This window comes from Dolichospermum flos-aquae CCAP 1403/13F (genome assembly GCF_012516395.1).
Taxonomy (GTDB): Bacteria; Cyanobacteriota; Cyanobacteriia; order Cyanobacteriales; family Nostocaceae; genus Dolichospermum; species Dolichospermum lemmermannii.
This window is the reverse complement of sequence record NZ_CP051206.1, coordinates 3535150-3559610: the sequence shown is the minus strand read 5'-3', so window position 1 is coordinate 3559610 and position 24461 is coordinate 3535150. Positions and strand designations below refer to the sequence as shown.

The 24461-nt window shown below is 36.5% G+C and carries 31 protein-coding genes and 2 pseudogenes; 15 read left to right on the top strand and 18 right to left on the bottom strand.

Annotated elements, in window-relative coordinates; genetic code table 11:
* Positions 1 to 207: 207 nt before the first annotated feature.
* Positions 208 to 1926 carry a diflavin flavoprotein gene (locus tag HGD76_RS17180; protein WP_168696506.1) on the bottom strand — a complete coding sequence of 573 codons (1719 nt, stop codon included), beginning with the start codon at positions 1924 to 1926 and terminating at the stop codon, positions 208 to 210.
* A gap of 415 nt (positions 1927 to 2341) precedes the next feature.
* Between HGD76_RS17180 and HGD76_RS25945 the strand changes: the two genes are divergently transcribed.
* Together HGD76_RS25945 and HGD76_RS17175 are read left to right on the top strand one after the other, a co-directional pair.
* Positions 2342 to 2473 (top strand): hypothetical protein, encoded by a 132-nt coding sequence (locus tag HGD76_RS25945; protein ID WP_015080175.1) that lies wholly within the window; start codon positions 2342 to 2344, stop codon positions 2471 to 2473.
* Between the two features lie 581 nt (positions 2474 to 3054).
* Positions 3055 to 3771, top strand: coding sequence for an acyltransferase (locus HGD76_RS17175; protein WP_168696505.1), 717 nt, complete (start codon positions 3055 to 3057; stop codon positions 3769 to 3771).
* A gap of 4 nt (positions 3772 to 3775) precedes the next feature.
* Here HGD76_RS17175 and HGD76_RS17170 read toward each other — a convergent pair whose 3' ends face one another.
* Entirely contained in the window at positions 3776 to 3940 is a 165-nt protein-coding gene (locus tag HGD76_RS17170) for a hypothetical protein (protein WP_158310524.1), read from the bottom strand.
* 18 nt (positions 3941 to 3958) lie between these two features.
* Here HGD76_RS17170 and ccmP point away from each other — a divergent pair, with 18 nt between their 5' ends.
* From ccmP to HGD76_RS17135, 7 genes are all read left to right on the top strand, one after another.
* On the top strand, positions 3959 to 4600 hold the full coding sequence (ccmP, locus tag HGD76_RS17165; protein ID WP_015080173.1) for a beta-carboxysome protein CcmP: 642 nt from the start codon (positions 3959 to 3961) through the stop codon (positions 4598 to 4600).
* Positions 4601 to 4617: 17 nt separating this feature from the next.
* A complete protein-coding gene (locus tag HGD76_RS17160) occupies positions 4618 to 5427 on the top strand; it encodes a pentapeptide repeat-containing protein (protein WP_168696504.1) in 810 nt (269 codons plus the stop codon).
* A 56-nt stretch (positions 5428 to 5483) separates the two neighbouring features.
* Entirely contained in the window at positions 5484 to 5714 is a 231-nt protein-coding gene (locus HGD76_RS17155; RefSeq protein ID WP_168696503.1) for an SH3 domain-containing protein, read from the top strand.
* Between the two features lie 25 nt (positions 5715 to 5739).
* Entirely contained in the window at positions 5740 to 7062 is a 1323-nt protein-coding gene (locus tag HGD76_RS17150; RefSeq protein WP_168696502.1) for an AAA family ATPase, read from the top strand.
* Complete coding sequence (locus HGD76_RS17145; RefSeq protein ID WP_168696501.1) at positions 7059 to 7802, top strand: retron system putative HNH endonuclease; 744 nt, start codon at positions 7059 to 7061, stop codon at positions 7800 to 7802. Before HGD76_RS17150 ends, HGD76_RS17145 begins: the two co-directional genes overlap by 4 nt.
* Before the next feature lie 298 nt (positions 7803 to 8100).
* On the top strand, positions 8101 to 8619 hold the full coding sequence (locus tag HGD76_RS17140) for a hypothetical protein (RefSeq protein WP_168696500.1): 519 nt from the start codon (positions 8101 to 8103) through the stop codon (positions 8617 to 8619).
* A 362-nt stretch (positions 8620 to 8981) separates the two neighbouring features.
* Positions 8982 to 9605, top strand: coding sequence for a 4Fe-4S single cluster domain-containing protein (locus HGD76_RS17135; protein ID WP_168696499.1), 624 nt, complete (start codon positions 8982 to 8984; stop codon positions 9603 to 9605).
* Between the two features lie 258 nt (positions 9606 to 9863).
* On the opposite strand, the gene modB is transcribed toward HGD76_RS17135, so the two are convergent.
* From modB to def, 9 genes are all read right to left on the bottom strand, one after another.
* Positions 9864 to 11660, bottom strand: coding sequence for a molybdate ABC transporter permease subunit (modB, locus tag HGD76_RS17130; RefSeq protein WP_168696498.1), 1797 nt, complete (start codon positions 11658 to 11660; stop codon positions 9864 to 9866).
* Positions 11661 to 11831: 171 nt separating this feature from the next.
* Positions 11832 to 12626, bottom strand: a complete 795-nt coding sequence (gene modA / locus HGD76_RS17125) for a molybdate ABC transporter substrate-binding protein (protein ID WP_168697479.1) — start codon at positions 12624 to 12626, stop codon at positions 11832 to 11834.
* A 347-nt stretch (positions 12627 to 12973) separates the two neighbouring features.
* Positions 12974 to 13816 (bottom strand): M56 family metallopeptidase, encoded by an 843-nt coding sequence (locus tag HGD76_RS17120; RefSeq protein WP_168696497.1) that lies wholly within the window; start codon positions 13814 to 13816, stop codon positions 12974 to 12976.
* A 4-nt stretch (positions 13817 to 13820) separates the two neighbouring features.
* Positions 13821 to 14240 carry a BlaI/MecI/CopY family transcriptional regulator gene (locus HGD76_RS17115; protein WP_015080163.1) on the bottom strand — a complete coding sequence of 140 codons (420 nt, stop codon included), beginning with the start codon at positions 14238 to 14240 and terminating at the stop codon, positions 13821 to 13823.
* A gap of 51 nt (positions 14241 to 14291) precedes the next feature.
* Complete coding sequence (locus tag HGD76_RS17110; RefSeq protein WP_168696496.1) at positions 14292 to 15098, bottom strand: PD-(D/E)XK nuclease family protein; 807 nt, start codon at positions 15096 to 15098, stop codon at positions 14292 to 14294.
* A gap of 34 nt (positions 15099 to 15132) precedes the next feature.
* Entirely contained in the window at positions 15133 to 15555 is a 423-nt protein-coding gene (locus HGD76_RS17105) for a PIN domain-containing protein (protein ID WP_015080161.1), read from the bottom strand.
* Between the two features lie 17 nt (positions 15556 to 15572).
* Positions 15573 to 15788, bottom strand: coding sequence for a hypothetical protein (locus HGD76_RS17100; RefSeq protein ID WP_015080160.1), 216 nt, complete (start codon positions 15786 to 15788; stop codon positions 15573 to 15575).
* 194 nt (positions 15789 to 15982) lie between these two features.
* Positions 15983 to 16186 carry a hypothetical protein gene (locus tag HGD76_RS17095; RefSeq protein ID WP_015080159.1) on the bottom strand — a complete coding sequence of 68 codons (204 nt, stop codon included), beginning with the start codon at positions 16184 to 16186 and terminating at the stop codon, positions 15983 to 15985.
* Positions 16187 to 16198: 12 nt separating this feature from the next.
* Positions 16199 to 16762, bottom strand: coding sequence for a peptide deformylase (def, locus tag HGD76_RS17090; RefSeq protein ID WP_148759956.1), 564 nt, complete (start codon positions 16760 to 16762; stop codon positions 16199 to 16201).
* 102 nt (positions 16763 to 16864) lie between these two features.
* On the opposite strand from def, the gene HGD76_RS17085 reads away from it, so the two are divergent.
* Positions 16865 to 17527 carry a methyltransferase type 11 gene (locus tag HGD76_RS17085; protein WP_168696495.1) on the top strand — a complete coding sequence of 221 codons (663 nt, stop codon included), beginning with the start codon at positions 16865 to 16867 and terminating at the stop codon, positions 17525 to 17527.
* 172 nt (positions 17528 to 17699) lie between these two features.
* Here the strand turns inward: HGD76_RS17085 and aat are convergent, their stop codons facing one another.
* Complete coding sequence (gene aat, locus HGD76_RS17080) at positions 17700 to 18275, bottom strand: leucyl/phenylalanyl-tRNA--protein transferase (RefSeq protein ID WP_015080155.1); 576 nt, start codon at positions 18273 to 18275, stop codon at positions 17700 to 17702.
* Positions 18276 to 18333: 58 nt separating this feature from the next.
* Between aat and HGD76_RS17075 the strand changes: the two genes are divergently transcribed.
* Entirely contained in the window at positions 18334 to 18663 is a 330-nt protein-coding gene (locus tag HGD76_RS17075; protein ID WP_015080154.1) for a DUF8822 family protein, read from the top strand.
* The gene (locus HGD76_RS17070) at positions 18653 to 18832 is read left to right on the top strand and encodes a hypothetical protein (protein WP_233466904.1); all 180 of its coding nucleotides are present in this window, start codon (positions 18653 to 18655) and stop codon (positions 18830 to 18832) included. The genes HGD76_RS17075 and HGD76_RS17070 overlap by 11 nt, the downstream gene beginning before the upstream one ends.
* A gap of 56 nt (positions 18833 to 18888) precedes the next feature.
* Here HGD76_RS17070 and rpsN read toward each other — a convergent pair whose 3' ends face one another.
* The 4 genes and pseudogenes from rpsN to HGD76_RS17050 all read right to left on the bottom strand — a co-directional run.
* Entirely contained in the window at positions 18889 to 19191 is a 303-nt protein-coding gene (gene rpsN, locus HGD76_RS17065) for a 30S ribosomal protein S14 (RefSeq protein WP_148759960.1), read from the bottom strand.
* 115 nt (positions 19192 to 19306) lie between these two features.
* Complete coding sequence (gene nth / locus HGD76_RS17060) at positions 19307 to 19981, bottom strand: endonuclease III (RefSeq protein ID WP_210967651.1); 675 nt, start codon at positions 19979 to 19981, stop codon at positions 19307 to 19309.
* Positions 19982 to 20319: 338 nt separating this feature from the next.
* Positions 20320 to 21414, bottom strand: coding sequence for an RIP metalloprotease RseP (gene rseP / locus HGD76_RS17055; protein WP_168696494.1), 1095 nt, complete (start codon positions 21412 to 21414; stop codon positions 20320 to 20322).
* A 265-nt stretch (positions 21415 to 21679) separates the two neighbouring features.
* Positions 21680 to 21958, bottom strand: a pseudogene (locus tag HGD76_RS17050) (DUF2854 domain-containing protein); the annotation flags it as partial.
* 136 nt (positions 21959 to 22094) lie between these two features.
* Here HGD76_RS17050 and HGD76_RS17045 point away from each other — a divergent pair.
* On the top strand, positions 22095 to 22277 hold the full coding sequence (locus HGD76_RS17045; protein ID WP_168696493.1) for a hypothetical protein: 183 nt from the start codon (positions 22095 to 22097) through the stop codon (positions 22275 to 22277).
* A 222-nt stretch (positions 22278 to 22499) separates the two neighbouring features.
* Here the strand turns inward: HGD76_RS17045 and HGD76_RS17040 are convergent.
* A pseudogene (locus tag HGD76_RS17040) lies at positions 22500 to 22904 on the bottom strand (response regulator); the annotation flags it as partial.
* A gap of 380 nt (positions 22905 to 23284) precedes the next feature.
* Positions 23285 to 23410: a hypothetical protein gene (locus HGD76_RS25940; RefSeq protein WP_256370331.1), complete on the bottom strand. Its 126-nt coding sequence runs from the start codon at positions 23408 to 23410 to the stop codon at positions 23285 to 23287.
* 120 nt (positions 23411 to 23530) lie between these two features.
* On the opposite strand from HGD76_RS25940, the gene HGD76_RS17035 reads away from it, so the two are divergent.
* Both HGD76_RS17035 and HGD76_RS17030 read left to right on the top strand, forming a co-directional pair.
* On the top strand, positions 23531 to 23818 hold the full coding sequence (locus HGD76_RS17035) for a type II toxin-antitoxin system HigB family toxin (RefSeq protein WP_096668045.1): 288 nt from the start codon (positions 23531 to 23533) through the stop codon (positions 23816 to 23818).
* A 122-nt stretch (positions 23819 to 23940) separates the two neighbouring features.
* Positions 23941 to 24342 (top strand): helix-turn-helix domain-containing protein, encoded by a 402-nt coding sequence (locus tag HGD76_RS17030; RefSeq protein WP_148759968.1) that lies wholly within the window; start codon positions 23941 to 23943, stop codon positions 24340 to 24342.
* Positions 24343 to 24461 lie beyond the last annotated feature (119 nt).

The window sequence follows — 24461 nt, the reverse complement described above, 5'->3', positions numbered from 1 at the left end:
GGGTCGAAAAAACTTGAGAAACCCAATTTTTAGCGGATTCAACAACGTTAGAGAATGAATCTGGAAGTGTCATAATAATTATGAAAGATGGGTAAATATGAGGAGTCAGGAGTCAGGAGTCAGGAGAAAGAAAAAAAAGAATAAAGAAGAAAGAAGAAAGAAAATTATTCACTGACAACTAACAACTAACAACTGACAACTGACTAATTAATAGTAATTTCCGACTTTGCGATGACGAACTGCGGTAATTCCATCAGGTTTGGAAACTTTGCCATCTTCAACTTTGCAGTATAAAATCCAGTGATCACTACATTCCATACTATTAACAACTTCACATTCCATGTATGCGAGTGCGTCGGTAAGAATGGGTGAACCGTTTTTAGCAGTTTGGGTTTTTACTTCTGCAAATCTATCAGCATCGGGATTTAAACGTTTGAGAAAATGCTTTTTCAGGTCTTGATAATTGCCTTCTTCAAGAACGTTAAGAACAAAGCGATCGCCTACTTGTAATAAATTATCTAAAGCGCGATCTTTAGCTACAGCAATGGTAAAACCCAAAGGCTGTAAACTGGCTTGTGTTACCCAAGATGCGATCATTGCGCCGCTAATCTCGCCTTTTTTGGCAGTGACAATATACAAACCATTACTAATTCTTCCCAACGCTTTTTCCATGTTCACGTCGAGAGATTTGATTTGTTTAATATTGCGTTCCCGCACTAACAATTGTCCTAAACCATTTCCGGCTTCTATAAATTGTTTATAGGTAGCATCAGTGGGGGTTTCTTTAATGCGAATAGCTGGGAAAGCTTCCTTAATACCTAAATCAATAAATTTGCGTCTGAGAGTATCAATGGGTTCATCATCGCCACCATAGGATTCAAATAGACCAACTACTTGTTTGTTTTTAGCAACTGCTAATAATGAACTAATTGCGGCTTGCGCTTTGATTGCACTGGTAGAAGGCATACCTACAATTAAACCAGAAGCTCTCCCGGCTAATTCTTGAATTTCTTGACTTTCTGCGGTGTTTAAATCCAATACTTCGACACCAACACCAGCCTTTTGTAAACCATCACCAATTGCGTGTCCTATGCGATCGCTATGTCCATAACCAGAGACATAAAACAAACCGACAGTAGTTTCTGTTTTCGCTTGTTTTTGACTCCAATTGTAATAATATTCTCTAAGAATATCCAGGTTATGATGTAGTAATGGTCCGTGTCCATTGGCGATAATTTTAATTTCCCCAAGTTCACCCATTCTCTTCATTGCATTTAGCAAAGAACGAGCATTAGGACCCATTAAACAATCGTAATAAAAGCGAAAATCAGCTTCAATTGCTTCTAAATCTTCGTCGAAAGTGCGATCATCACAGTAGTGCATTCCGAAGGCATCACAAGTGTAGAGAACTTGGGTTTTGCGATCAAAGCTAAAAATAGTATCTGGCCAGTGTAAATTGGGAGCGCTGACAAATTCCATTTCATGATCTTTGCCAATTTTCATGCGATCGCCACTTTTGACAATTCGCTTAGAAAAAGGCTCATGTACCAAACCTTCTAAAAATTGCAAAGCTACTTTAGAAGCTAAAACAGTGGCTCTGGGAGCTAACTGTAAAATATCTTCTACCAAACCACTATGATCAGGTTCAGTATGGCTAACAATTATATAATCAATAGTCTTAGGATTAACTAAACCCTTGAGAGTCTGTAAATAAAGATCACGAAACTTCTGGTGAGAAGTATCAATTAAAACGGTTTGTTCACCTCTAATTAAATATGAATTATAGGTTGTACCATTTTGTAAACCAAATTCAATATCAAAACGATCCCGATCCCAGTCAAGAGAACGAATCGCAGTGGTATTAGGGGCAATTTCTACAGTTTGTATAGTTAATCGGTTCTGAATGTTCTCTGAGATGGCTACCATTATTTCACAAGAGCAAATAAACAATCATTTCTTCTGCCCCCATTCTCGCTATTATCTTTTTTTAAAGCTGTAATGAAAAGTATATTTCGGAAAATTAAAGTCGTAAGCATAGATACAGTTTTTACTTTAATTTAGATTAAATTGGACTACGAAATCACAAACTACAGCAATAATCAATACCCTATTTTTCGTAATTATTATTTATACTCATGTCTTATTGATAGAGTATCCTGGCTGTAACCATACTAATCATAAAACTAAGTTTACTTTTAAATCTTCATAATTTATGTTTAAACTTTATTATTACTTTATATTTATTTTGCAACTTTCTTTTAGGATAGTAGAAAGACATTATTTATGTCACTATCAAGGCGTTTTATAGGAAGAGTGCATAAGTAAATTTTATTGGCATACTATGATTACAACAGCGGCAGATTCTAAAAATTGGCTGCAAGTAAGCCGTTATAGTAATCGGGGAAGTATTTATTTGTTTGCTCCGATGATTAATTTTAATGTGATGGCGGAAGTTGGAGACACTCCCCCTTGATTTGAAGTGATTGTACTTACTGGGAAATTTAATGAATAATTCAACAATTACATCTGGATGGTAGTGAAGAAATTTCACGCCTATTTCAGCGTAGCATAAATAGATGTAATTGAATTGAAATAAATACTTTGATATTTGGTAATTGAATATCTGACTTATAATGGTTTGTCAAATTACTAACTTATATGCAGCAATAGTTAGAAATTTGATGTTGCCTTAAAGCATGAAAATTCAGTATTTATTATTATTTCTAAATATAAAAAGTATTGCCTTAATTTCCGAGTAGTACATATATAACGAATGCAGACAGTTGCAAACTGCTGTAATTCTAGAATTATGTCTAACAATTAAATAATACCTGTATTTAATAGCTTTTAGCCTTAAAAACTTGCGTTGGGTTTTTCAAATATTTGAAAAACTTCATATTAGCCATATTATTTTCTATTGATCTGTTTACTCAAAATGCAGACATAGAAATATATATGGTACACGGCAAGATTCAAATACGGGATGTCTTTATTTGAGCAGTTCATAATTCCACAAATCTCCAATATCACAATTTAGTTAGCAGTAATAAAGTCATGAATCACGGACAACATTTATCAAGATTGAAAAGATTTCAAGAACTTCTTTTAACTACTTTTCTTGGTGATATCCCCACAATTTTTGGTGGTGTAAAGTTACGTAATTTGCTATATCACGCTATTTTTTCGCGCATAGGTAGCTCAGTTTATCTTCAAGATGGCGTTGAATTTCTAGGTGCTGATGCTATTGAAATTGGGAATGGAACTTATATTTTCAAAGGAGTTCGTATAGATGGAAGAGGACATAAAAATAATAGAATTCAGCTAGAAAATGGAGTTGTGATTGAGCATAATGTGGTGATTGGGGCGTTAGATAATACTCGGATTCACATTGGTGAAGATACTTTTATTGGACCTAGTGCTTGTATTGCTGGCCCCGGAAATATTACAATTGGCAAGCATTGTTTAATTGCAGCCCATACTGGGATATATGCTAATAATCACAACTTTACAGATCCAACACAGCTAATCAAATACCAAGGCATTACTAGTCAAGGAATCGTGATTGAGGATGACTGTTGGCTAGGAGATGGAGTGAAAGTTTTGGATGGTGTCACTATCGGTAGAGGTAGTGTGATAGGTGCTGGTGCTGTTGTCACTAAAGATATTCCCCCATTTTCCGTAGCTGTGGGCGTACCAGCACGAGTAATTAAAAGCCGAGACGGTAAAGAACTTGTTAAATTTACAGACTCCTCTCTATTAACTTCAAGCTAGGTTTTTACAAGATTCGTCTGGGTAATTGGCTGTTTTTTATTCTAGCATTAGGCACTTGGGTAAAGCGGGTAGGCACACCAATTACCAAATCAGTCCACTTTAACGGTAAACTCATATATTGCAGATCCCCGACTTCTTCGAGAAGTCGGGGATCTAAATCTACCATCATAACTGGAGAATTAAGACCTTGGGTATAGAATTACGCAGTTTCGTATTTCTAGACAATCTGCAACCTCAACACGCCGCATACATGGGAACAGTAGCCCAGGGTTTCTTACCATTACCGGGGGATACATCCCTATGGATTGAAATTTCCCCTGGTATCGAAATCAACAAGATTACGGACGTAGCCCTAAAATCTGCTTCTGTTCGTCCTGGAGTGCAAGTAGTAGAACGGCTATATGGACTTTTAGAAGTGCATTCTGGTTCTCAAGGGGAAACGCGAGCGGCTGGAGATGCAATTTTGGCGTTTCTAGGTGTGAAAAAAGAGGAATGTCTCAAACCTCGTGTAGTTTCTAGTCAGATTATCCGTAATATTGACGCTTATCAAACCCAACTGATTAACCGTACCCGTCGGGGACAACTGCTATTAGCAGGACAAACCCTTTATGTATTAGAAGTTGAACCAGCGGCTTATGCTGCATTAGCAGCCAATGAAGCAGAAAAAGCCGCGCAAATTAATATTTTGGAAGTTCAAGCTGTTGGTAGTTTTGGCCGACTTTATTTAGGTGGCTCAGAACAGGATATTTTAGCAGGAGCAGCGGGCGCTTTAGCCGCAATTGAAAATTCACCAGGAAGAGAAAATCCTCAAGGTAAGCGGAACGAATAAAGGAGTAGAAATAAAAAATGGCAAATCAACAACATCTCAATTTATTACGATCAGGTGCAGTTACTTGGATAGAATGGAGAAACAAAAATCCCCACATTGAAATTGATCTTAGCTGTGCAAATCTACTAGGAGAAAACCTGCGGGGGGCAAATCTTCAAGGAGTAAATTTGAATAAAGTAAATTTAGCTCACGCTTTATTAGTGCGAACTAATTTTAGTCATGCTAATCTCAGTAATGCTATTTGTTATCAAGCCAAATTAATCGAAGCTAATTTGAGTCAAGCTAATTTGAGTATTGCTAATTTGAGTGGTGCAATTTTAATACAGGCTGATTTAAGTTTTGGAAACTTTATTGGTGCTGATTTAAGTGGTGCAAATCTAGAAAATGCTATGATTAATGATGCAAATTTAATTGGTACAGATTTGCAAAATGCAAATTTAAAAGGTGCTGATTTATCAGCGTCCCAACTTATTCGTAGTAATCTAGGTTTTGCAACTTTAATGGCAGCTAATTTAATTACTGCTAATTTGAGTGAAGCGAATTTATATGAAGCAGAATTAATGACTGCTCAACTTTATCAAGCTAACTTACATAAGGCTAATTTAACCAAAGCTCATTTAGGAAACGCATTTTTATCTAAAGCTAATTTGACGGAAGCCAATTTAACGGAAGCTGATTTAAGTTTTGCAAATTTAAAAGCTGCGAATTTAGCCGGAGCAAATTTGCACGGTGCAATTATTAGGGGTGCAAATTTCCAGGGAGCAAATTTGAAAGGGACGATTTTAGGGAATAACTTAGAATTATTAACACCAAAGAAATGCAATTAACGGTAACGAGGTAATATGTTAAAATAAAATCAACTGTAACACACCAAATTGATAATATGAATGCTCATAAAATCGAAACGTCCTTAACTGAAGATGGAACTTTGGTATTAAAAGGTTTGCCTTTCCATGCTGGTGATGTTGTGGAAGTGATTATTTTACAACCTCAAACCGCACAACATCAAATTAAATCTCTAGAAACACAAAATACCAATCTTTATCCTTTACAGAATACTCAGCCTTACCGCTATGATGATCCTACTGAACCTGTAGCTTTAGAAGAAGATTAGTAATTTTATCAAGAAAAATAAATCAATGCACATTCAAAAAGTTATTATCAAAAATTTCCGCTGCTTCGAGCATTTGGAAGTTAATTTAGATCCCGATATCAATATTTTTGTTGGCAATAATGGATCAGGTAAGAGCGCATTATTGGATGCTATTGCTGCGGCAATGTATCCTTATGTGACTGAAATTCAAAGAATTGCAGGCAAAAAATATCGAGAAGCTTCACCTGTTTTGCAAAGAGATTTGCCAGCCAAAAAAAAGGATAATGAACGAGGGAATCAGGCAGAGTTCACTGTATCAGCTACAGGTTTTCCAGATTGGACAATTGTTTACAAAAAACCACCTGCTGACAATGACGACGAAAGGATAAAAGTAAGTGTCTCATCTTCGTCTATTTCACAAGAAGGAACAAAGCAGCTTTATTCTGCAATGCGCTATAGAATAGATCGCTATGGAATAGATGAATTTTCTGTCCTAGCTTATTATAAAGGCAATCGCCATTTAAACGATATTGCCTATGTTAAAAATGTTTCACATCAATCTCTTAATAGGTTTACTTCACTAAATCATGCCCTTGATGCAACAAGTAGTTTCACAGATATGGCTAATTGGTTTTTTGTGCGTGAGTTTCAAGAATTGAGAGAGGCAAAAGAGAAGGGAAATATTAATCTTGAACTTCCTGATTTAAAGCGAGTACGAAATGCTATTTCTAGTATTATTGCACCAAATACTCATGTTTATTTCTCGCAGATTGTATCTGCAAAATTGATGGTTGAGTGGACAATGGAAACAGGAGAGAAAAGAGAACTTTTACTAAGTCAATTAAGTGCAGGTTATCGTAATATGTTAGCCTTGGTAATGGACTTTGCGCGACGTTTAGCTCAAGCAAACCCACACATGGAAAACCCGTTAGCAGCAGAAGCAATTTTGATGATTGATGAGTTAGATTTGCATTTACATCCAACTTGGCAACAAAATATTATTCCTGATTTTAAAAAAGTATTTCCCAACACTCAAATTATCGCCACTACTCACAGTCCCGAAGTTGTAACAACAGTTAAACAAAATCAGGTGAAGATATTAGAAGATTATCAAGTAAAGCTATGTCCTGAACCTACCAGGGGTAGGAAAAGTTCAGATATTGTCAGAAATGTTTTAGGGTTGAGTGAATTAAGACCAGATACAGAAGAATCACAAAAACTTACAGAGCTTTTTGAAGCAATTGATAATGGTCAATTAGAGAAAGCAAAACGCCTTAAAAAAGAATTACAAGATTGGGAATCTTTTGATCCAGATATGACTAGAGCAGATATGCAAATCCGCCGGTTAGAACGGAGGAATGCGGTATGAAAAAAGTGCTGAAATCCCCAGAACCAGAGGAACTTAAAAACTATAGAGAGCGATTTTCTTCTCAATTTAAACGATGGAATGATTTAAAAAAGAACAAAGAAACTTTAAATGCAATTCGTAAAACTTTAGCATCTGATCAAAAAGGACTTTGTGCTTATTGTGAAATGTCTCTTCATGAAAACAATCGCTCTGTTGAGCATTTTATCCCCTGTAGAGAATCAGCAAAAGAAAATAATCATGATCTAGATTGGCAAAATATGTTAGGTATCTGTCGTCCTCCAGGTGGAGTAGAAGATGATCATGAGCAAAATTCAAAATTACTCAAGTATTCCCGTTGTTGTGGTCACAAAAAAGATGGTTTTATCCCTGATGGTAGATTATTAAATCCTCTGAATTTACCAACATTATGTTTATTTCAATTCAGTAGTTTAACTGGTGAAATTAAACCTGATGAAATCGCTTGTTTAAAAGCTGGTATTCCTATTGAAAATATTCATTTTACTATTGATCAACTTGGACTTAATGTTACAAGATTAAAAGATCAACGATTAGCTGTAATTGACGAAATAGAAAAAGAACTTGATGATGAAAGTATTGATATAAATGATTTAGAAGAGAAAGTTGCAGCCGAATATTTTGGTAATGGTACAGGTAATTGGCCTTGGTTTTTTACAACTATTCGCTGGGTTTTAGGTGCAGGTGCGGAACGACATCTTATGAATATTTCTTATTCAGGTTAACAATAAATAAGAATAAATAAGATCCCCGACTTCTTAAAGAAGTCGGGGATCTGACTGACTTGAGCAACATTTGATTAAACAAAATAAAATCTGCGCTTTCATCTATCTAGAGAAATAGATTTTAGTTTGTAATTAATCTAAAATTAACCTATTGATAAAAAAGCTCTTTTTTTTGAACAAAGCTGTGATTTTTGGAAAAAGTCTGATAGATTATCGGTATTGAGTTTTGCATTCTCACTCTCATCTAAGAGAATTTTATCAACTCAATTTCCTGTTATTAATTTAGTTGGTGCATATTATGGATATATTATTTGTTCACGGTGAAGAAAGTAAAAACATCATCGGATGTTATGGAAATATTGAAGGAATTGCGGCTGTGGTTGTCACAGTATTTCCAGACAATAGCAAGTATGAAATTATTGATTCTGTGTTCCGTCGTCGTCTGGGATTGAAGCCAACTGCTGATGATTTGCTAGAATTGGCTAACACCCATAAAGTTAAATATATTATCAGCAATAAACTCATGGAAAATGTTTACCATGGGGGAACATTAGAAAAAAATTATGAGTTTCCTGTCGAGATTCAATGGGAAACCAATGAAATTAATGTTGAGAAATTGCTATTTTTAACCGAATGTTATCTCAATGAAGGGAGGTTAAATTTAGCTGCTGATGTCGAAAACGTCATAGAAAAAGAATTACGGTCTTTCGATCTCCAAAAATGCCAGGATTATGGTCAAGCCAGCCACAGGCTATTTGCATTCTTTCATGCTATCTCTGCTGCGCGTTCATCAACTCCCTCCTGGGCAAAATCTTAAGATAACTTAAAGGTTGATTACACAAAATAATCAATAGACATCTCCAGAAAAGAATGTAGAGACGTTCCATGGACAGGGCAAACGCACCTAAATTCTGTAATCCATGCCCAGCAAGGGTTTTAACTTTTAGTTACAAAACTTAACAATCGTCAAAACCTTTGTCCAGTAAGCATTCTAAAAATAAGATGCGCTTGCCCTGGTTCCATGGAACGTCTCTACAAGGGTTGTAAGTCACGCATATTTAATTTTCACCAGATGTCTAATCTTTGAAAAAGCTTATTTATAATTTCTTTCTCCACACTTTTTCAGAGTCTCGCTATATTAGCAAGTAATAGGAAAAGTTGAAAAGGAGTTGACAAAAGATGGAAACCAAGCCCATGAACCCATCTCTAGGACTCGCGGACATTTCCCCCGGTTATCTTAACATTATGGGTTATGTTGACCAATCAGAAGTTAATGGCCCTGGTTGTCGGGCTGTGGTCTGGGTACAAGGCTGTAACCGTGAGTGTTCTGGTTGCTTTAATCCCGACTCCTGGGCATTTGAGATTAATGATTTAGTGGCTATTGATACCCTAGCTGAAAGTATTCTCAAAAATCCCCAGAATACAGGTGTAACTTTTTCCGGTGGTGAGCCATTTTGGCAAGCACCTGCATTAACAATTCTAGCGAAAAAGTTAAAAGCAGCGGGTTTAAATGTCATGTCTTTTACTGGTTTCACTCTTCAACAATTACAATCTAATTCTGCCCCTCCAGGTGCAAAAGAATTGTTGGCAGAATTAGATATTTTAATTGATGGTCCTTTTGTCAAATCTCTAGCAGTTAATTCTCCTGATTCTCCCGTTTCTTCTAGTAATCAAAATGTAAATATCTTTAACCCAGAATTTGCAGATGAAATTACTTGGGCTAGTGATCAAATTGAAGTTCACATTCTCAAAGATGGAAATCGTATTGTCACAGGTTATCAAGGTTTATTGGAATTAAGTTAAGAGTAGGGGTAAAGCAAGAGCTTCATTGGTGGCTTATCTATTGGCTTTCACACCCGCCAGGGAATAAATTCCCTGTCTAATAGCTCAAGTCCGTTAAAACGGACTAATAAATTTTCCTAGTATTCAGTCATCTTTAGATGACTTGCGCTATTAGACTGGGAATATGGCTTACGCCACGCTGCGCTATCATTCCCAGTTGGGTTATGGGTTTTACGTTAAGTTGACACCAATGAGCATTGCTAAACCCCTACATATTATTTACTCCATTAACAGTAACCTCAAAGGATCTAAATGTACATACCAAGGAAAAGGTTGATCTTGAATATTTACCCATTTTTCTTTATAAATTTCTCCTTGTAAATGATAATCATGGGGATGATTTCCCACAGAATTAAGTTTAAGGAATACTGTCATTCTATGAGGTGTTTCACTGGTACGAACTAAATAACAGGGAAATGTATTTACTTGTTGAGGATCTTTAGTGAAAATCAAATGGTGAGCGCGAATACCAACATGAGATAATTTTGCAGGAATTTTTTCTCTCACTTCCAGACTACAACCCCAATCAATTGCTTCTATCTGTTGAGGAGATAAAGCATTAGCACGGGAAAAGTTTTTACAACCAGTAATTTGAGCAACATTTACACTGGCAGGATGTTGAAATATCTCATATTTAGAACCATGATGAGCTTGTTTTCCCTGTTCTAATACTAACAAATTGGGACATAGGCGATAAGCCTCTTCCATATTATGAGTCACAAACAAAGTTACTCCAGAATAATCATCCAGAATTTCTGCAACTTGTTGTTCTAATTGACTGCGTAAATGTGTATCCAGAGCAGAAAATGGTTCATCTAAAAGTAATGCTTCTGGTTTGCTGGCTAAAGCCCTAGCTAATGCTACCCGTTGTTGTTGTCCCCCGGAAAGTTGGTGCGGATAGCGATCGCCAAATCCTTGTAATTGCATGGCTATTAATTGCTTTTCTACCTCTTCCTTAAAATTTACAGATGTGGGTATGCCAAAGGCGATATTTTGCGCCACAGTCATGTGTGGAAATAAGGCATAGTTTTGGAATAAAAAACCAATCTGTCGTTGATGAATAGGAATATTAATGTTCTTTTCTGAGTCAAATAATACTCTACCATTTAAAATTATTCGTCCTTTATTCGGTGTTTCTATCCCCGCTAGACAACGCAAAATCATACTTTTTCCCGCCCCAGAACCTCCCAATAATCCTAATGGTTGATTGTCAGTAATAAGGGCAACTTGTAGATAAAAGTTGTCTAGTCTTTTTTGAATATCTAAAACTAAACTAGATGTATAGGAATCAATTAATAAAGAATCAGATTTACTTGCTAATTTTATTTGCTTTATTGGTACTTTTGTGAGTTTGCGTTTATCTGGAAATTCTTGCCATAAATTAGCTATAATAATTCCTGAAAGAGAAACAATCATAATTACAATTGACCAAAACCAAGCTTCATTCATTGCCCCCGCTTCCACAGCAAAATATATTGCCATTGGCATTGTTTGAGTTTGTCCAGGGATATTACCTGCTAACATCAAAGTTGCCCCAAATTCACCCAAAGCCCGCGCAAATGCTAAGGTAGTGGCAGCTAAAATCCCAGGAAATGCTAGGGGTAAACTAATCCGCCAAAAAATTGTGAATTCTTTCGCACCCAACGTTCTCGCTACTCGCAGCAGATTGGCATCAATTTGGCTAAAAGCTCCCAGTGCAGTTTTATACATCAATGGGAAGGAAACTATTGTAGCAGCGATCGCTGCACCATACCAAGTAAACACAATTGTGGTATCAAACGGTTCTAGCAGTTTACCAACCGGACCATTTTTACCAAAAAATAGCAGCAGTAAAAATCCCACCACAGTCGGTGGTAGAATCAACGGTGCAACAAATATCCCCTCAATTAAAGATTTGGCTTTACCGCGATATCCCAACATCCAATAAGCAGCAGATATACCCAAAAAGAAAGTAATAAACGTTGCTAGTAAAGCAGTTTTGAGAGATATCCAAAGCGGTGATAAATCCTGTGGCATAGTTTTTAAGGTTTGACTAAGTAGGTTAGCATTGAAAATCGTCCTTATGGCACTAGGCAAGAGGCAATACTTCGACTTCGCTCAGTAACCAGAGGCAAGAGTGAAGAGGGTTTGGGCGATTTTACTTTTCATTGCTTGCCAGAAGTCGGGAATCTGAAATTTCACCTATGATTAAGGCAAAATAAACCCATATTTTTTGAATACAGATTTTGCTTGATTGCTAGATAAAAATTGAGAGAATTCTTTAGCAGCATCAACATTTTTGCTACGTTTAACAACTGCTAATGGATAAATAATGGGAGAGTGGTATTTTTCATCTGCCGTAACTACAACTTTGACCTTATCAGAGATTTTGGCATCAGTTATATAAACTAAACCTGCATCAGCATTGCCACTTTCTACAGATGCTAAAACTTGACGCACGTTATTAGCAAAAACCAGTTTTGATTTAATTTCTGACCAAATTTTCAACTTTTCTAATACTTGTTGTGCGTATTGTCCTGCTGGTACACTTCTCGGTTCACCAATAGCGATTTTTTTAACTTTCGCATCTTTGAGACTGTAGAAACTGGTGATACCAACAACATTTTTAGGTACTACCAAAACTAACCGATTTTTAGCAATTATATTCCGAGTCCCTGGAACTAAAAGTCCTTTTTGTTCTAAAGCATCTACTTGTTTTTTAGCCGCAGATATAAAAATATCCGCCGGCGCACCTTGTTCGATTTGTTGCTGTAATGCACCGGAACTACCAAAGTTATAATTAATGTTGACGTTTGGTTTACTTTGTTGGTAGAGAGGTTTAATTTCTTCCAGTGCCTCTTTTAAACTAGCAGCGGCGGATATGAGTAAGTTGTTATTAGATTGTGCTGATACAGGAGAAGAAGTCAGGATTGGTAAGCCCATAACCAGTAGTAAAGTAGCTAATGCTGTCGCTATTAAAACTAGTAGCTTTCTTCTTTTGATTGGCAAACTGGACTGAGAGAAATTTTTATTCATGGAATTGACACTCAGTATACTTTTACCAAGATTATCATAATATTTACCAGTTATATTGGTAAATATTTCCTAAAAAAATCAATTTGTGAAGATCATTAATCTCAAATATTGTGTCGTAAGCTACTTTTTTTCCAATAGAGCTAGAGTAAAGAATAGGGATACTTACCAATTTGACTAAACACTAGGAAAATTTATGAGTCCGTTTTAACGGACTTGAGCTATGAGACAGGGAATTTATTTCCTGGTGGGTCTTAAATTGACACCAATGAGCAGTGCTAAACCCCTTGTATCGTCATCAGGAGAGAGGAAATCATTTAAGTATGGAATACTACTGTAATCAAGGGTAGAAACGCCAATAAAAAAATATGCCAAGATTGTAATTGCGTTTCTGGTACTGGTTCAGATGGTGTTAATAAAGCCTCTATTCTTTGTTCCAAGCGATCGCCTGCACCCAAAGCAGCACAACAAATATCTGATGTAATTAGATTATTACTCACGACTAACAGTAAGGATTCTGCTAATACTAAAGGATCTACTTGAGATGCAGCATAACTATCAGCCCGTAATTCTCGCAAAATTAACAATTCTTGCCATAAAGACTCTGTATTCGGCAACCAGGCGGTACAAGAACGCACCCAGCCCAGCCAAAAGAACCAAAACGTATCCCTATACTGATAATGCCCTTGTTCGTGGGCTAAAACACTTTCCAGATGGGCTGGAGAGAGAATTTGTAGTAGTCCTTGACTAACAACTAATTCAGGTTGCCAAAAACCCATTTGTCCAGCAAATAAAGCTTCTGTTTGTAGAAGTCGGGCTGATTTACCATCTAGAGTAATTTGGGGACATTCACGGGCAGATTTAATGGCTTTCCAGCCCTGAAAAGCGAGGTTGATACCTACGGTATTCAAAAATCCTAGAAAAATTAATGCGAGGAGATAGCTAAAAGAGTCGGTATACATTCCGCCCATTTTTCCCTGCGTACCCATACAGACTATAGAAGTGACTGTCATGAATATGAGTAAGGGGGGAAAAAGGAATAAAAACAGGGTTTTTTGCCATCTTAAATGCCAATTTCTTGGCTGGATACTGCCAGAGGATCGTAACCAGCGTAACCAGCAAGCAATGGTTACAGCAGTGATAATCATGAGTAGGTGCATAATTCTATTTTTCTCCTCTGGCTTCCCGTGCGGCTTGGATGCGTTTAGCGATCGCTTCGATTTGGTCACTAGCAGCTTGATCTAAACTATCAGCAAATGCCGCAATTACATCAGGATTTCCTACTGCTAAAAATCGCTGTAATTGATCATGGGCTTTAATAATATCTGCTTGTTGCTTAGTGAGCAATGGCCGCCAATAAAAGGCTTTGCTGTGCTTATCACAAGCTAACCAACCTTTTTCCGTGAGACGACGCAAAACGGTGGTAACAGAAGTATAAGCCAATTCGCGGTTAGGATCAGCCAGAATCCGATCATGTACATCTTTGACTGTTACTGAACTCAATTCCCAAATAATACTGAGGATTTCTGCTTCTAGGGGACCCAGGGACATTTGTTTGGGACGATAATCGGGTAATGGAGCCATGTTGATAATTTTGGATATTATTTCTATTCCTATTTTAACATTTTTAAAAGTTCAAAGTGATACTTCTGCAATATTTTCCAAACTAGGAAACTGTTGATTAATATCTATATTCACTTGTTTGATTTTTTGACGTTGACACCTCACTGCATATTGGCAAGATTCACAGATTTTCTGAGATTCCTTAATTTGCGGTAAGGATATATTATATTCATAATCTTTTATCCATTTTGTAAGATTGTTTAATAGTTGATGTAATTCCTCTGCTGTTTTTTGATGTTCTTTTTCATTATATAAAAATTTGATTTTTTTAGTTTGCCCTTTTGATTGCACAAACCAGTAAGTCATGGAAATATTTTCTAATAAATAGTTGCTAGTTTCTGCCATGACATACATATACAGTCTTGTTTGCCAATTTTGAGCTAATGTTTCTGATTTTGGTGGTTGGGGATAGGTTTTCCAGTCGAGAATTTGGGCTTGATTTTGATCAGCAATTAATAGATCATAAATAACTGTGAGGAGATAATCTCCAATTTGCAAGGTTCGATAATGTTCACTTTCTCGGAAAGTTTGATTATCAATATTAGTTATAAATATTTCTGGAGCAATTTTACTAAAATCAGTCATCCAATGTTGCAATTGAGGATCTGCTTGTAGTAAGTTATTAATAGGTAAACCCATTTCTCGCTGCTGCATAAGTAAGTGAAACCGACTCCCTAAAATTTGATATTTTTCGTGTTTAGGATCTAGAGGAGTATTCAGTTGTTCTAAATAGCTATGCTGGAATTTGCGCGGACAAGCTGCGAGTAAATTGAGATGTCCTTGGGAAAGTCGGAGTATTTGGGTAGAAGTTGGTAGCATAATTTTATTTGGCAGAATTTAAATTATCCCAAAATCAGTATCTCCAATTATCTAATTGTAAAGGATAACCTAATAATTGAATCTTTTGATAGTGTTTAGTATTTCCTGTTACTAAAATTAAATTATTTTCTATAGCAATTGCAGCAATTAATACATCTGCTAATCCTATAGTTTGTCCAGTTTTTTCTAAATCGGCATAAATTAATCCAGATAATTCAGCACCTTTTTGTTCTAAAGATAAGATTTCCATTTGTGGTAAATCTATTAAAAATTCCTGAATCCGATCATTGCGGTTTAATTTTCTCCATCCTTTGATAACTTCTGAGACTGTAATTACAGATATTGTATAATTCTTAAAAATAGTCTTATAAGCAATAGCTTTAGCTATAACTTGGGGATTTTTACCTTTCCGAATTTCCGATAAAATATCTGTATCAATTAAAGTTTTATTTTTCACTGTTAATTTAGCATTTTTTAGGTTCGATGTTTTAACATATCTTCAATCAGTTGATCAACTAATTCTGCATCATCTGACCATTTGCCAATAAATGAATCGTTGAGAATCTCTGGTTGAGTCAATTGTTCAATCATGGCTTTAATTAAGTCTGAAATTTGACAATGATTAGTCTGAGTTAATTGTTGTATTTTGTCATAAGTTTCTTGATCTAGTTCTATTTCTATTTTTTTCATAATTAGTTATTATTGAAGTATAGAGAGCATTTATTATAGCGTAGTTGAGTAGTTTTTTTCCGATTTTTAACCTAATCAAGCAATTTGCTGTAATTTTTCTTGATGGTGTCCCATTACTTAGTAAAAAATAAAAGGTAAAAGGGTGAAGTGTGCATTCCTCGTTCATCCTCTTACCTTTTTCATATACCTGATGCTTATTTCATATTAGCTCGTGCATCCTTCACTGCGGCAATAAAAAAGAATACGGTGAGAGGAATGCTCAAAGCTAGGATAATGGCAGTGGTTTGGAAACCAAAATTTGGTTCTCCATAACTCAATTCAAACACCGAACCAACAGCCGCAATCGCTGTAAAACAAGCACCACCTAAAAATAAACCGCTTTTTGGAGTTAAATACACTACTAGACCACCCTATGCTACTGGTTTCACTGCTTGATACGAGAAGCCATTCTTCGATAACTCCTCGGTTAAAGTCAAGGAATTTTCTACACGATCTACAAATACCACGCCATTAAGGTGATCAAGTTCGTGGAGAATACAGCGACCCAGTAAATCATCGGCTGTTAAAGTTTGCGGGCGGCCATACTCGTCTTTATAGGCGATTGTTACCACTTCTGGACGTTTTACATCTAGATAGACGTTGGGAATACTTAAACACCCTTCCTGAGCCACAGAGAGCTTACTGCTAACCTGTTTAATGGTGGGGTTAATTAATACTAATGGCGGATGATCTGGGTTATCTGGTTCGCAGTCAATGACGATCAGCTGTTTATTGATACCAACTTGAGGTGCAGCCAAACCAATGCCATCTGAGCTATACATAGTTTGCAGCATTTCGCGCACTATTTGGCGGAGTTCGTCATCTATTTTGGTAACACGCTTTGCAGGTTGTCGCAACACGCGATCGCCTAAGTAGTGCATTTGCAAAGGTGGATTTTTTAACTTTTTCTTCTCGACAGCAATATCAGAGGGCATGGTTCTTGATGGCTTTATAGTGAATAATCTTACCAATCTAATTCTATCGTTAGTAGTCTAGTTCTTAGTTGATATAGTCTAATGACGGTGCATTAAATCATTATGTTCAAAGAAGAAGCTAGGTGGTTGGCAAATATTATCTATTCTCTCGACCCAAACACTGTATTCCCTATACTCAATATTGGTAGTTCAAACCAAAAATTTAGAGAACATGAACAACCTTGGATTGATGAACTATTATTCAAACCAGCTAGAACAAAGGGCTACTCAGTAATTCATGCGGACATGAAAAACGATACAGGTGTTGATCTAGTGGGGGATTTATGCGACCTTGATTTTTTACAGAAACTTTCAGAAATGAATATTCAATCTGTATTGTGTTCTAATCTATTGGAACATATAACGAACAGAGAAGAAATATGTCAAATAATTAGCTCTATTATCCCTAAATCTGGCTATATTTTCGTTACAGTTCCTTATAAATATCCCTACCACCGCGATCCTATAGATACCATGTTCCGACCTGATATCCAGGAATTGAGTAGCCTATTTCCCGATTTCAAAATTGTCAATGGAGAAATTCTCGCAGGAGGTTATTTAGTGCAATCAACTACCATTACACCTGTATTATATACACTCGCAATGGTCATTCGACTTATGTTACCCATTTACCAACCTCTGAGGTGGTTCGATTCTCTAAAATACGCATTATGGTTGTTCAAAGATATTTCTGTTAGCTGTGTTGTGTTGGAAAAAGTTAATTAGGAAACAGGCAAGAGTTTTATTTCTCTCACTCAACAATTTCTTAACCGCTTACTAATTAATCAACCCGATTTTATCCAATTTCTCCGTCACGGTTTACAACTCACTACTTCCCCAACCCTGCCTTTACCAATCACCAATCACCAATTACCAATCACCAATCACCAATTACCAATCAAATTAATTTACAAGGACTTGGTAATGCTTGTTTTAGTAAAATTTCATATTCTTCACTACTAACATGATAAGCACCAAATCTGGCTAAATGAGGATTCATCATTTGCGCGTCAAATAGTAGAAATTTCCTTTCTCGTAATCTTTCTACCAATTTCACCATTGCCACTTTAGAACCTTCAGAAATATTGAAAAACATGGATTCACCAATAAAAATACCACCAATGACAATCCCTAAAATTCCCCCAGCTAATTCATCACCTTGCCAAGTTTCAAAACTATAAGCATAACCAGTTTGGTAAAGTAACCAATAAATCTTTTCTAATTCTGGAGAAATCCAAGTTGTATCGCGGTTAGCACAACCAGCAACCACACCCAAAAAGTCCCGGTTAACGGCTACTGTGAATCGTTCCTGGTTAAGAACACGCTGTAATGATTTAGGATAGCGAAAGCGTTCATCTAAAGGAATTAGAGTCCGTTCGTTACTTCCATACCATCCCAAGTTATTACTCTCATCAGACATGAGAAAATAACCTTGAGCATAACCCCGAATAATAGCAGCAACATCATATTCCATTGTCTTCTTCTGAGATTACCCACAGCAAACAAATTCTATATAAAATATACAAACAAAAATGACTCAAGCAATTCCACCCATTACCTTACCACCTTCGGAAAATCCCCAAGAAGAAGGAGAATGGTTACAACAAAACTTGTTGCATTGGCTTGATCAAGAGTTTATTCCTGAAGCAATAAATCAAAATATAGCCCAGCGGGCATCACAGATTTTTGTGAGACAACGCATGGAAGGAGAAAATGATTTAGGTTCTCTGGTAATTGCTATTGTCACAGAGATGCAATCATTTGATTTTTCTAAAAGCTTTTTTGGGGAGTTTGCGATCGCCAACGCCGTTAGCGATCTACTCTTAGATAGTCTGGGAATTGATCATTGTTGTGGTCAATAATATCTTAGTTATTGGTCATTGGTCATTGGTCATTGGTCATTGGTCATTGGTCATTGGTCATTGGTCATTGGTCATTGGTCATTGGTCATTGGTCATTGGTCATTGGTCATTGGTCATTGGTCATTGGTCATTGGTCATTGGTCGTTGGTTCACAGCCAATAGCCACTGACAACTGACAACTAGCAACTAACAACTGACCACTGACAACTAACCACTGACAACTAACTACCAGCTAGACTTAACAACACCGGGTAACAAACCTTCATGGGCCCATTCCCGGAGGACGTTCCGAGATAGTCCGAAATCACGGTAGAAGCCTCTAGGACGACCAGTTAACCAGCAACGGTTGTGCTTACGATTAGGCGCACTGTTGCGGGGTAACTGTTGAATTTTGCGGTGAACTTCTAGCTTTAGCAACGGAGATGCTGCTGTTCTGAACTCTTCTAGTAGTGCTTCCCGCTTGTCAGCATACTTAGCTACCATTTTGGCGCGTTTCTTCTCGCGCTCAATCATACTCTTTTTCGCCATGAATTCCCTAATGTAATGAAAGACAGCATTCTCTATTCTACACCCTTACTCACAATTATAGGGACATGAGAATATAAATTTCTGTTAATTAACCCCAACCCAATACTCCCCAATATTACTCTCTGCGACTCTGCGACTCTGCGAGAGACAAATTCATATCACACAAATCAGCCAATTCACAAAGATTACAACCAGGAGAACGAGCTTTACACACAGCCCGACCATGATAAATTAATCTAATTGACCAATTCTCCCAATGTGGTTGGGGTAATAACTTCATTAAATCTTTTTCAATTCCTACAGGTTCGGTATTTTTCGTCAACCCCAAACGCTGACTTAACCGCTTAACGTGAGTATCTACTGTCACCCCAGCATTGATACCATAAGCATGGGCTAAAACTACATTTGCAGTTTTCCGTGCTACTCCTGGCAGCTTTAATAACTCTTCCATTTTGTTGGGAACAACAGCATTGAAATCATTGACAATCATTCGACAAGAACCTTGAATATTCTTAGCTTTATTGCGATAAAAACCCGTCGAACGTACCAATTCTTCTAACTCTGTTAAATCTGCATTTGCTAAACTTTCTACATCAGGAAATCGCCCAAATAATCCTGGTGTAACTTTATTCACTCTTTCATCTGTACATTGAGCGGAAAGAATAGTTGCTACTAATAATTGTACAGGAGTTGCATAATCTAAAGAGCAAGTTGCATCAGGATAAAGATACTGAATACGGGCAAGAATTTCTAAAGCCCGTTGTTTTTTAGTTAATGATTTACGAGTCACGTCAGAGATTTTAAATTTAAGATGATTATTTGCTGTAGGGGTTTAACACTGCTCATTGGTGTCAACTTAGGTTACAGATACTTCGACCCTTCGACAGGCTCAGGGCATCGCAAGCTCAGTACAAGTGGCTTATTTGTTTGGCTTCCACACCCGTCAGGGAATAAATTCCCTGTCTCATAGCTCAAGTCCGTTAAAACGGACTAATAAATTTTCCTAGTATTTAGTCATCTTTTAGATGACTTTCGCTATTAGCAAGGAACTTGAGTTCCTTGCGGGATGAAGATTTTGCGTTAAGTTGACACCAATGAACACTGCTAAACCCCCTACAATTACTGGATTTACAATTTCTGAAATAATTGTTGGATAAATTCCAATTGAGTTGTTTCTTTCACAATTAAGAAAATACCTAATCCTAAAAGTAACACCAAACCAGTTTGCATCACACCGTCTTGAATTTTGTTAGGTAAAGGCTTACCAAATAATCCTTCAATTAATAAAAAGGCTAATTGTCCACCATCTAAAGCGGGAAGAGGCAAAATATTAATAATTGCCAAGTTAATACTAATAATTGCCGCAAAAGAAAATAAATTGGTGCTATCACTAGCGGCTAATTGTGCGCCAATTTGGACAATTTTCACGGGTCCAGAGACTTGTCCTACCGTTTGCCCAAAATTAGTAATTAACTGCCCAAAACCTTGGAATGTCCCCACAACTAACTGTTGAAAACGATTAGCTGCAACTTTGAGAATCTCCACGATATCTTGGGGACGGCGATAAATTGCTTTACCATTTGGTCCCAATTCAATTCCCACCAGACCTTTACCATCAGCACCCTGTTTAGGAGTTAGTTTTAGGTTAGTTTGTTGGGTTTCGTGTTGAATTTTTAAGTCAATTTCCTGATTAGGATGGGTTTGAATTTCCTTTGTCAATAATGTAGTTGCGTCTTTACCTAGAGGAATTTCTTGGCCATTTACAGCCAGAATAATATCTCCTTCTCGAATTCCTGCTTGGTAAGCAACAGACTGTTCATTTACAGGTTTGACAAGGACACCGGGTTGATACTGAAATTCTTGGGGTATACCAACGATTCCCAATTGCAAAGCCAACATCAAATACGCAAAGATTAAATTTGCAATTACACCGGCACTAATGACAATAGCACGGTCTAAAACTGGGCGGTTACGCAGCAAATTGGGGTCATTGGGGGGAATTTCGCTATCTGGATCATCATCGGGAAAGCCGACAAAGCCACCCAAAGGGAAAGTGCGGATAGTGTATTCCGTTTCTGATCCTTGGTACTTTAAAAGAATCGGACCAAAACCCAAGGAGAAACGGTTAGCGTAAATACCTTGAGAACGGGCGGCTATGAAATGTCCAGACTCATGTACTAAGATCAAAATAGCCAAAACTGCGATCGCTGCTAAAACTGACATAGAGCAAATTAATCAAAATATTCGGAAATATATTCTTATTGTAGTTTGGGAATGGGCAGACAGACCCCATTTGCGGTGTTGGTTTTCTCTCAGTTGACACTCCCCCTAAGTTTTCTATCAAAATAACCTAAGAACCAATAAATTCGTACTTGGTCGTGCATATTTAACTGTATTTTTAACTTAATAGTAATAATTCCTATTTAGGTTCAGCAAATCCTCTCGATAATTAGTTTTTATGTACTAAATACATCCGTTTCCTTGGGGTGTGACAGTTGCGGGTGATGTCTTTGCGGATTTTAGTTTGTGTGACAGTTGCCTGTTGCTTTCTGAGTTCGAGGATTGATGGTGTGGTAGTTTGGCTGAAGGGGATGGGTTTAAGTTCATTAGCTTTTAGGGCTAAACCTCCCAGTAATAGCGGAAAACCATAGAAAAATCCCACTAGATTGAGGGTAGCGTTATCCATGAAGTAGGCAACAAAACCTGTGATGGTGAGTATACTACCTACTGTTAAACCAAGTGTTCCCAAAGAAATTCTGCCGAGCATAATTTAAGCTTAGTATAATTTATTTTCATCTTTTATTATCATCGCTGATTGGTGGCAGATTGGGAAAGGGATATGGAGATTTTTCCTTTTTGCGTTAACTTTAGATTTGAAGTGTTTCAAAACTGGACGCAAAAAAATGGATATTCAGACAGTTAAAGACCGAATTAGCACTGTTCAAGGTAAACGTGAGCGGTTGCTGAGTTTATTAGAACAACCCAATTTGGGAACTTTAAGGGTTGATGTCAATCAAGCTTTGGAAGAATTAGATGATTTAATTGATGAATTAAAACGGACTATTCACGAAGCAGGAAATAATTAACCTAAGTTGTTAGTTATCTAAAATTTAGGCAGGAGAAAAGGTAATTGATAATTGTCAATTGCCTTTTGCCTGATCTAATTTGTACTTTTTTAAGTATTAATGATGTTGGGTTGACCAGGGTCAACCCAATTACATCAAGTCTGGCTGACATAAAAACATCCTTAAAGCCAGACACAGACTGACTTTTAAATTCTCCGACAGGTCTAATATTTCTTCTGGAAATGAAGAATACCTATGTCTGTTCCCTAACTCTCTGACTAAGGCAATGAGTTCCTTTGTCGGAATATCTTTTTTGCAAACTTTATCAAAGTTATGCCTATCTTTGTTTTGTCCAAAAGATACTTCATCTACAGAGGAATAAGCTAGAATTTGAGTATTTGGAGATATAGCTTTAATGTAATGAGATGCTGACCAACCATCCATAATTGGCATTTGTAAATCGAGAATGATCACATCAGGTTGATAGCACTGAACTATTTCTATAGCTTCTTGACCATTACTAGCTAAACCAACAACCTGGATATTTTCTTGAACAGAAAAAACTAATTGTAGGCTTAAACGAGTGAGTTCATGATCATCAACTATGAGAACGCGCAAATTAGAAGACTCACGGGACAACATTAACATTCCAGAAAAAGAATAAATATGAATCCTTATAGTTTATGAGTACAAGTGAAATACTTCACTCTATCGTATGGATGAATTTTAGCCACTAAAAGTTAATTTTTATGCAAATTTTTCATAAAAAAACTGTTTTTTTGCATAATACTGAGGCGACAGATTCAGCACTTATGAAACTGGCATATTATCATAGTGCATCATCTCCAAAATATGTTACTCATCACCAAATATCAAGTCCAATGTCCTCAACAATATACATTTAGTCTGATAGTTGTGTAAGTCTGAAGACTATTTAACCCACATTCCGCACTTCAATAAGTAGTATACAAAACCTACATTTATGTTAATCCTTTAATCCTGGTTATCCTGATTCAGACAGTTAAATATTAATAAAAAATGGTGCTGTACTTTCGGAGAACGCACCCTACAACATGAGCGATCGCACTTGCAGCGACACAACGATTATGCGCTGCTAATTTCAACACTTCCTCTAAGTTGAAATGAATTTCCAAAAATTCCTGTACAGAGGCTTGACATTTGGTTCTCTTTATGAGAACATAGAGCTACACAAATAAGGACACAAAGTAAAGCACATATGTTTAAACTAAAAAAATTGAAATTAATAATACATTATGAAAGTAATTGGCATCGAAAATCTAACTGAATTTAGTAAGATTCATCCAGATGCTGAAATTAGTCTTAATGTTTGGCTCCAAACTGCTCAAAAGGAAGAATGGAAACACATTATAGATGTAAGAGAAGTTTATCCACACGCAGATTTTGTACAAGGCTACACAGTTTTTAATATAGGAGGAAATAAGTTTCGGTTAATTACTAAAATTACCTATAAAGTCAAGACCATTAAGATTGAGGATGTATTAACTCATAGTGAATATAATGAAGATAAGTGGAAAAAATAACGAATATTTAGAGGGTTTCGCCTCTCAATAGTCTAATTACACTACTCAGAAGCTCATAAACATCTAGGATATGGCTTTACTATGTCCCTAGTGAAAACATTCTACCCCAAAGGGGGTTGTATATGACAAATACACTAAACAAGGAAGAATACATTAAGCTACTTTCTGAAACTGTGCCACGTATAATCGACACAGAAATAGAGCATAAGCGTCTACTAAATGAAGTAGATAAATTTATGGATTTAGGGGAAAATTTGACAGATGAACAAGCTGAAGTTTTACAGTTGCTAGTAACACTAATTGAGCAATATGAAAATAAAGTCTATCAAATGAAAGCTATAACTCCCCTAGATATATTACATGAGTTAATGTCAGTAAGACAACTCAAACAAAAGGATATTGTCGAGATTTTTGGCTCAAAAGGTATTACTTCAGAAGTAATAAATGGTAAAAGAAGTATTAGCAAAAATCAAGCCAAAGCATTGGGAGATTTTTTTCATGTATCATATTCTTTGTTTTTGTAAGCAAATGGGGATAATAGCTGACTTTCTGAATCACTTCTAATGCTTTAATTGTAGCTAAAAATTGTCAGAATCAGGATGCTCAGGATTTGAGGATGTACAGGATGTTTTTTAATATTTAT

Coding starts and splice junctions, on each gene's coding strand:
- HGD76_RS17115 (WP_015080163.1), bottom strand. CDS start 14,240: ATGGCTCCATTACCCGATTATCGTCCCAAACAAATGTCCCTGGGTCCC.
- HGD76_RS17045 (WP_168696493.1), top strand. CDS start 22,095: ATGGATATTCAGACAGTTAAAGACCGAATTAGCACTGTTCAAGGTAAA.
- HGD76_RS17110 (WP_168696496.1), bottom strand. CDS start 15,098: ATGCTACCAACTTCTACCCAAATACTCCGACTTTCCCAAGGACATCTC.
- def (WP_148759956.1), bottom strand. CDS start 16,762: ATGCCCTCTGATATTGCTGTCGAGAAGAAAAAGTTAAAAAATCCACCT.
- modB (WP_168696498.1), bottom strand. CDS start 11,660: ATGCCACAGGATTTATCACCGCTTTGGATATCTCTCAAAACTGCTTTA.
- HGD76_RS17145 (WP_168696501.1), top strand. CDS start 7,059: ATGAAAAAAGTGCTGAAATCCCCAGAACCAGAGGAACTTAAAAACTAT.
- HGD76_RS17170 (WP_158310524.1), bottom strand. CDS start 3,940: ATGATGGTAGATTTAGATCCCCGACTTCTCGAAGAAGTCGGGGATCTG.
- rpsN (WP_148759960.1), bottom strand. CDS start 19,191: ATGGCGAAAAAGAGTATGATTGAGCGCGAGAAGAAACGCGCCAAAATG.
- HGD76_RS17075 (WP_015080154.1), top strand. CDS start 18,334: ATGACTCAAGCAATTCCACCCATTACCTTACCACCTTCGGAAAATCCC.
- HGD76_RS17150 (WP_168696502.1), top strand. CDS start 5,740: ATGCACATTCAAAAAGTTATTATCAAAAATTTCCGCTGCTTCGAGCAT.
- HGD76_RS25945 (WP_015080175.1), top strand. CDS start 2,342: ATGATTACAACAGCGGCAGATTCTAAAAATTGGCTGCAAGTAAGCCGT.
- HGD76_RS17085 (WP_168696495.1), top strand. CDS start 16,865: ATGTTCAAAGAAGAAGCTAGGTGGTTGGCAAATATTATCTATTCTCTC.
- HGD76_RS17035 (WP_096668045.1), top strand. CDS start 23,531: ATGAAAGTAATTGGCATCGAAAATCTAACTGAATTTAGTAAGATTCAT.
- HGD76_RS17160 (WP_168696504.1), top strand. CDS start 4,618: ATGGCAAATCAACAACATCTCAATTTATTACGATCAGGTGCAGTTACT.
- HGD76_RS17135 (WP_168696499.1), top strand. CDS start 8,982: ATGGAAACCAAGCCCATGAACCCATCTCTAGGACTCGCGGACATTTCC.
- HGD76_RS17120 (WP_168696497.1), bottom strand. CDS start 13,816: ATGCACCTACTCATGATTATCACTGCTGTAACCATTGCTTGCTGGTTA.
- aat (WP_015080155.1), bottom strand. CDS start 18,275: ATGGAATATGATGTTGCTGCTATTATTCGGGGTTATGCTCAAGGTTAT.
- HGD76_RS17140 (WP_168696500.1), top strand. CDS start 8,101: ATGGATATATTATTTGTTCACGGTGAAGAAAGTAAAAACATCATCGGA.
- rseP (WP_168696494.1), bottom strand. CDS start 21,414: ATGTCAGTTTTAGCAGCGATCGCAGTTTTGGCTATTTTGATCTTAGTA.
- HGD76_RS17180 (WP_168696506.1), bottom strand. CDS start 1,926: ATGGTAGCCATCTCAGAGAACATTCAGAACCGATTAACTATACAAACT.
- HGD76_RS17030 (WP_148759968.1), top strand. CDS start 23,941: ATGACAAATACACTAAACAAGGAAGAATACATTAAGCTACTTTCTGAA.
- HGD76_RS17175 (WP_168696505.1), top strand. CDS start 3,055: ATGAATCACGGACAACATTTATCAAGATTGAAAAGATTTCAAGAACTT.
- HGD76_RS17155 (WP_168696503.1), top strand. CDS start 5,484: ATGAATGCTCATAAAATCGAAACGTCCTTAACTGAAGATGGAACTTTG.
- HGD76_RS17100 (WP_015080160.1), bottom strand. CDS start 15,788: ATGAAAAAAATAGAAATAGAACTAGATCAAGAAACTTATGACAAAATA.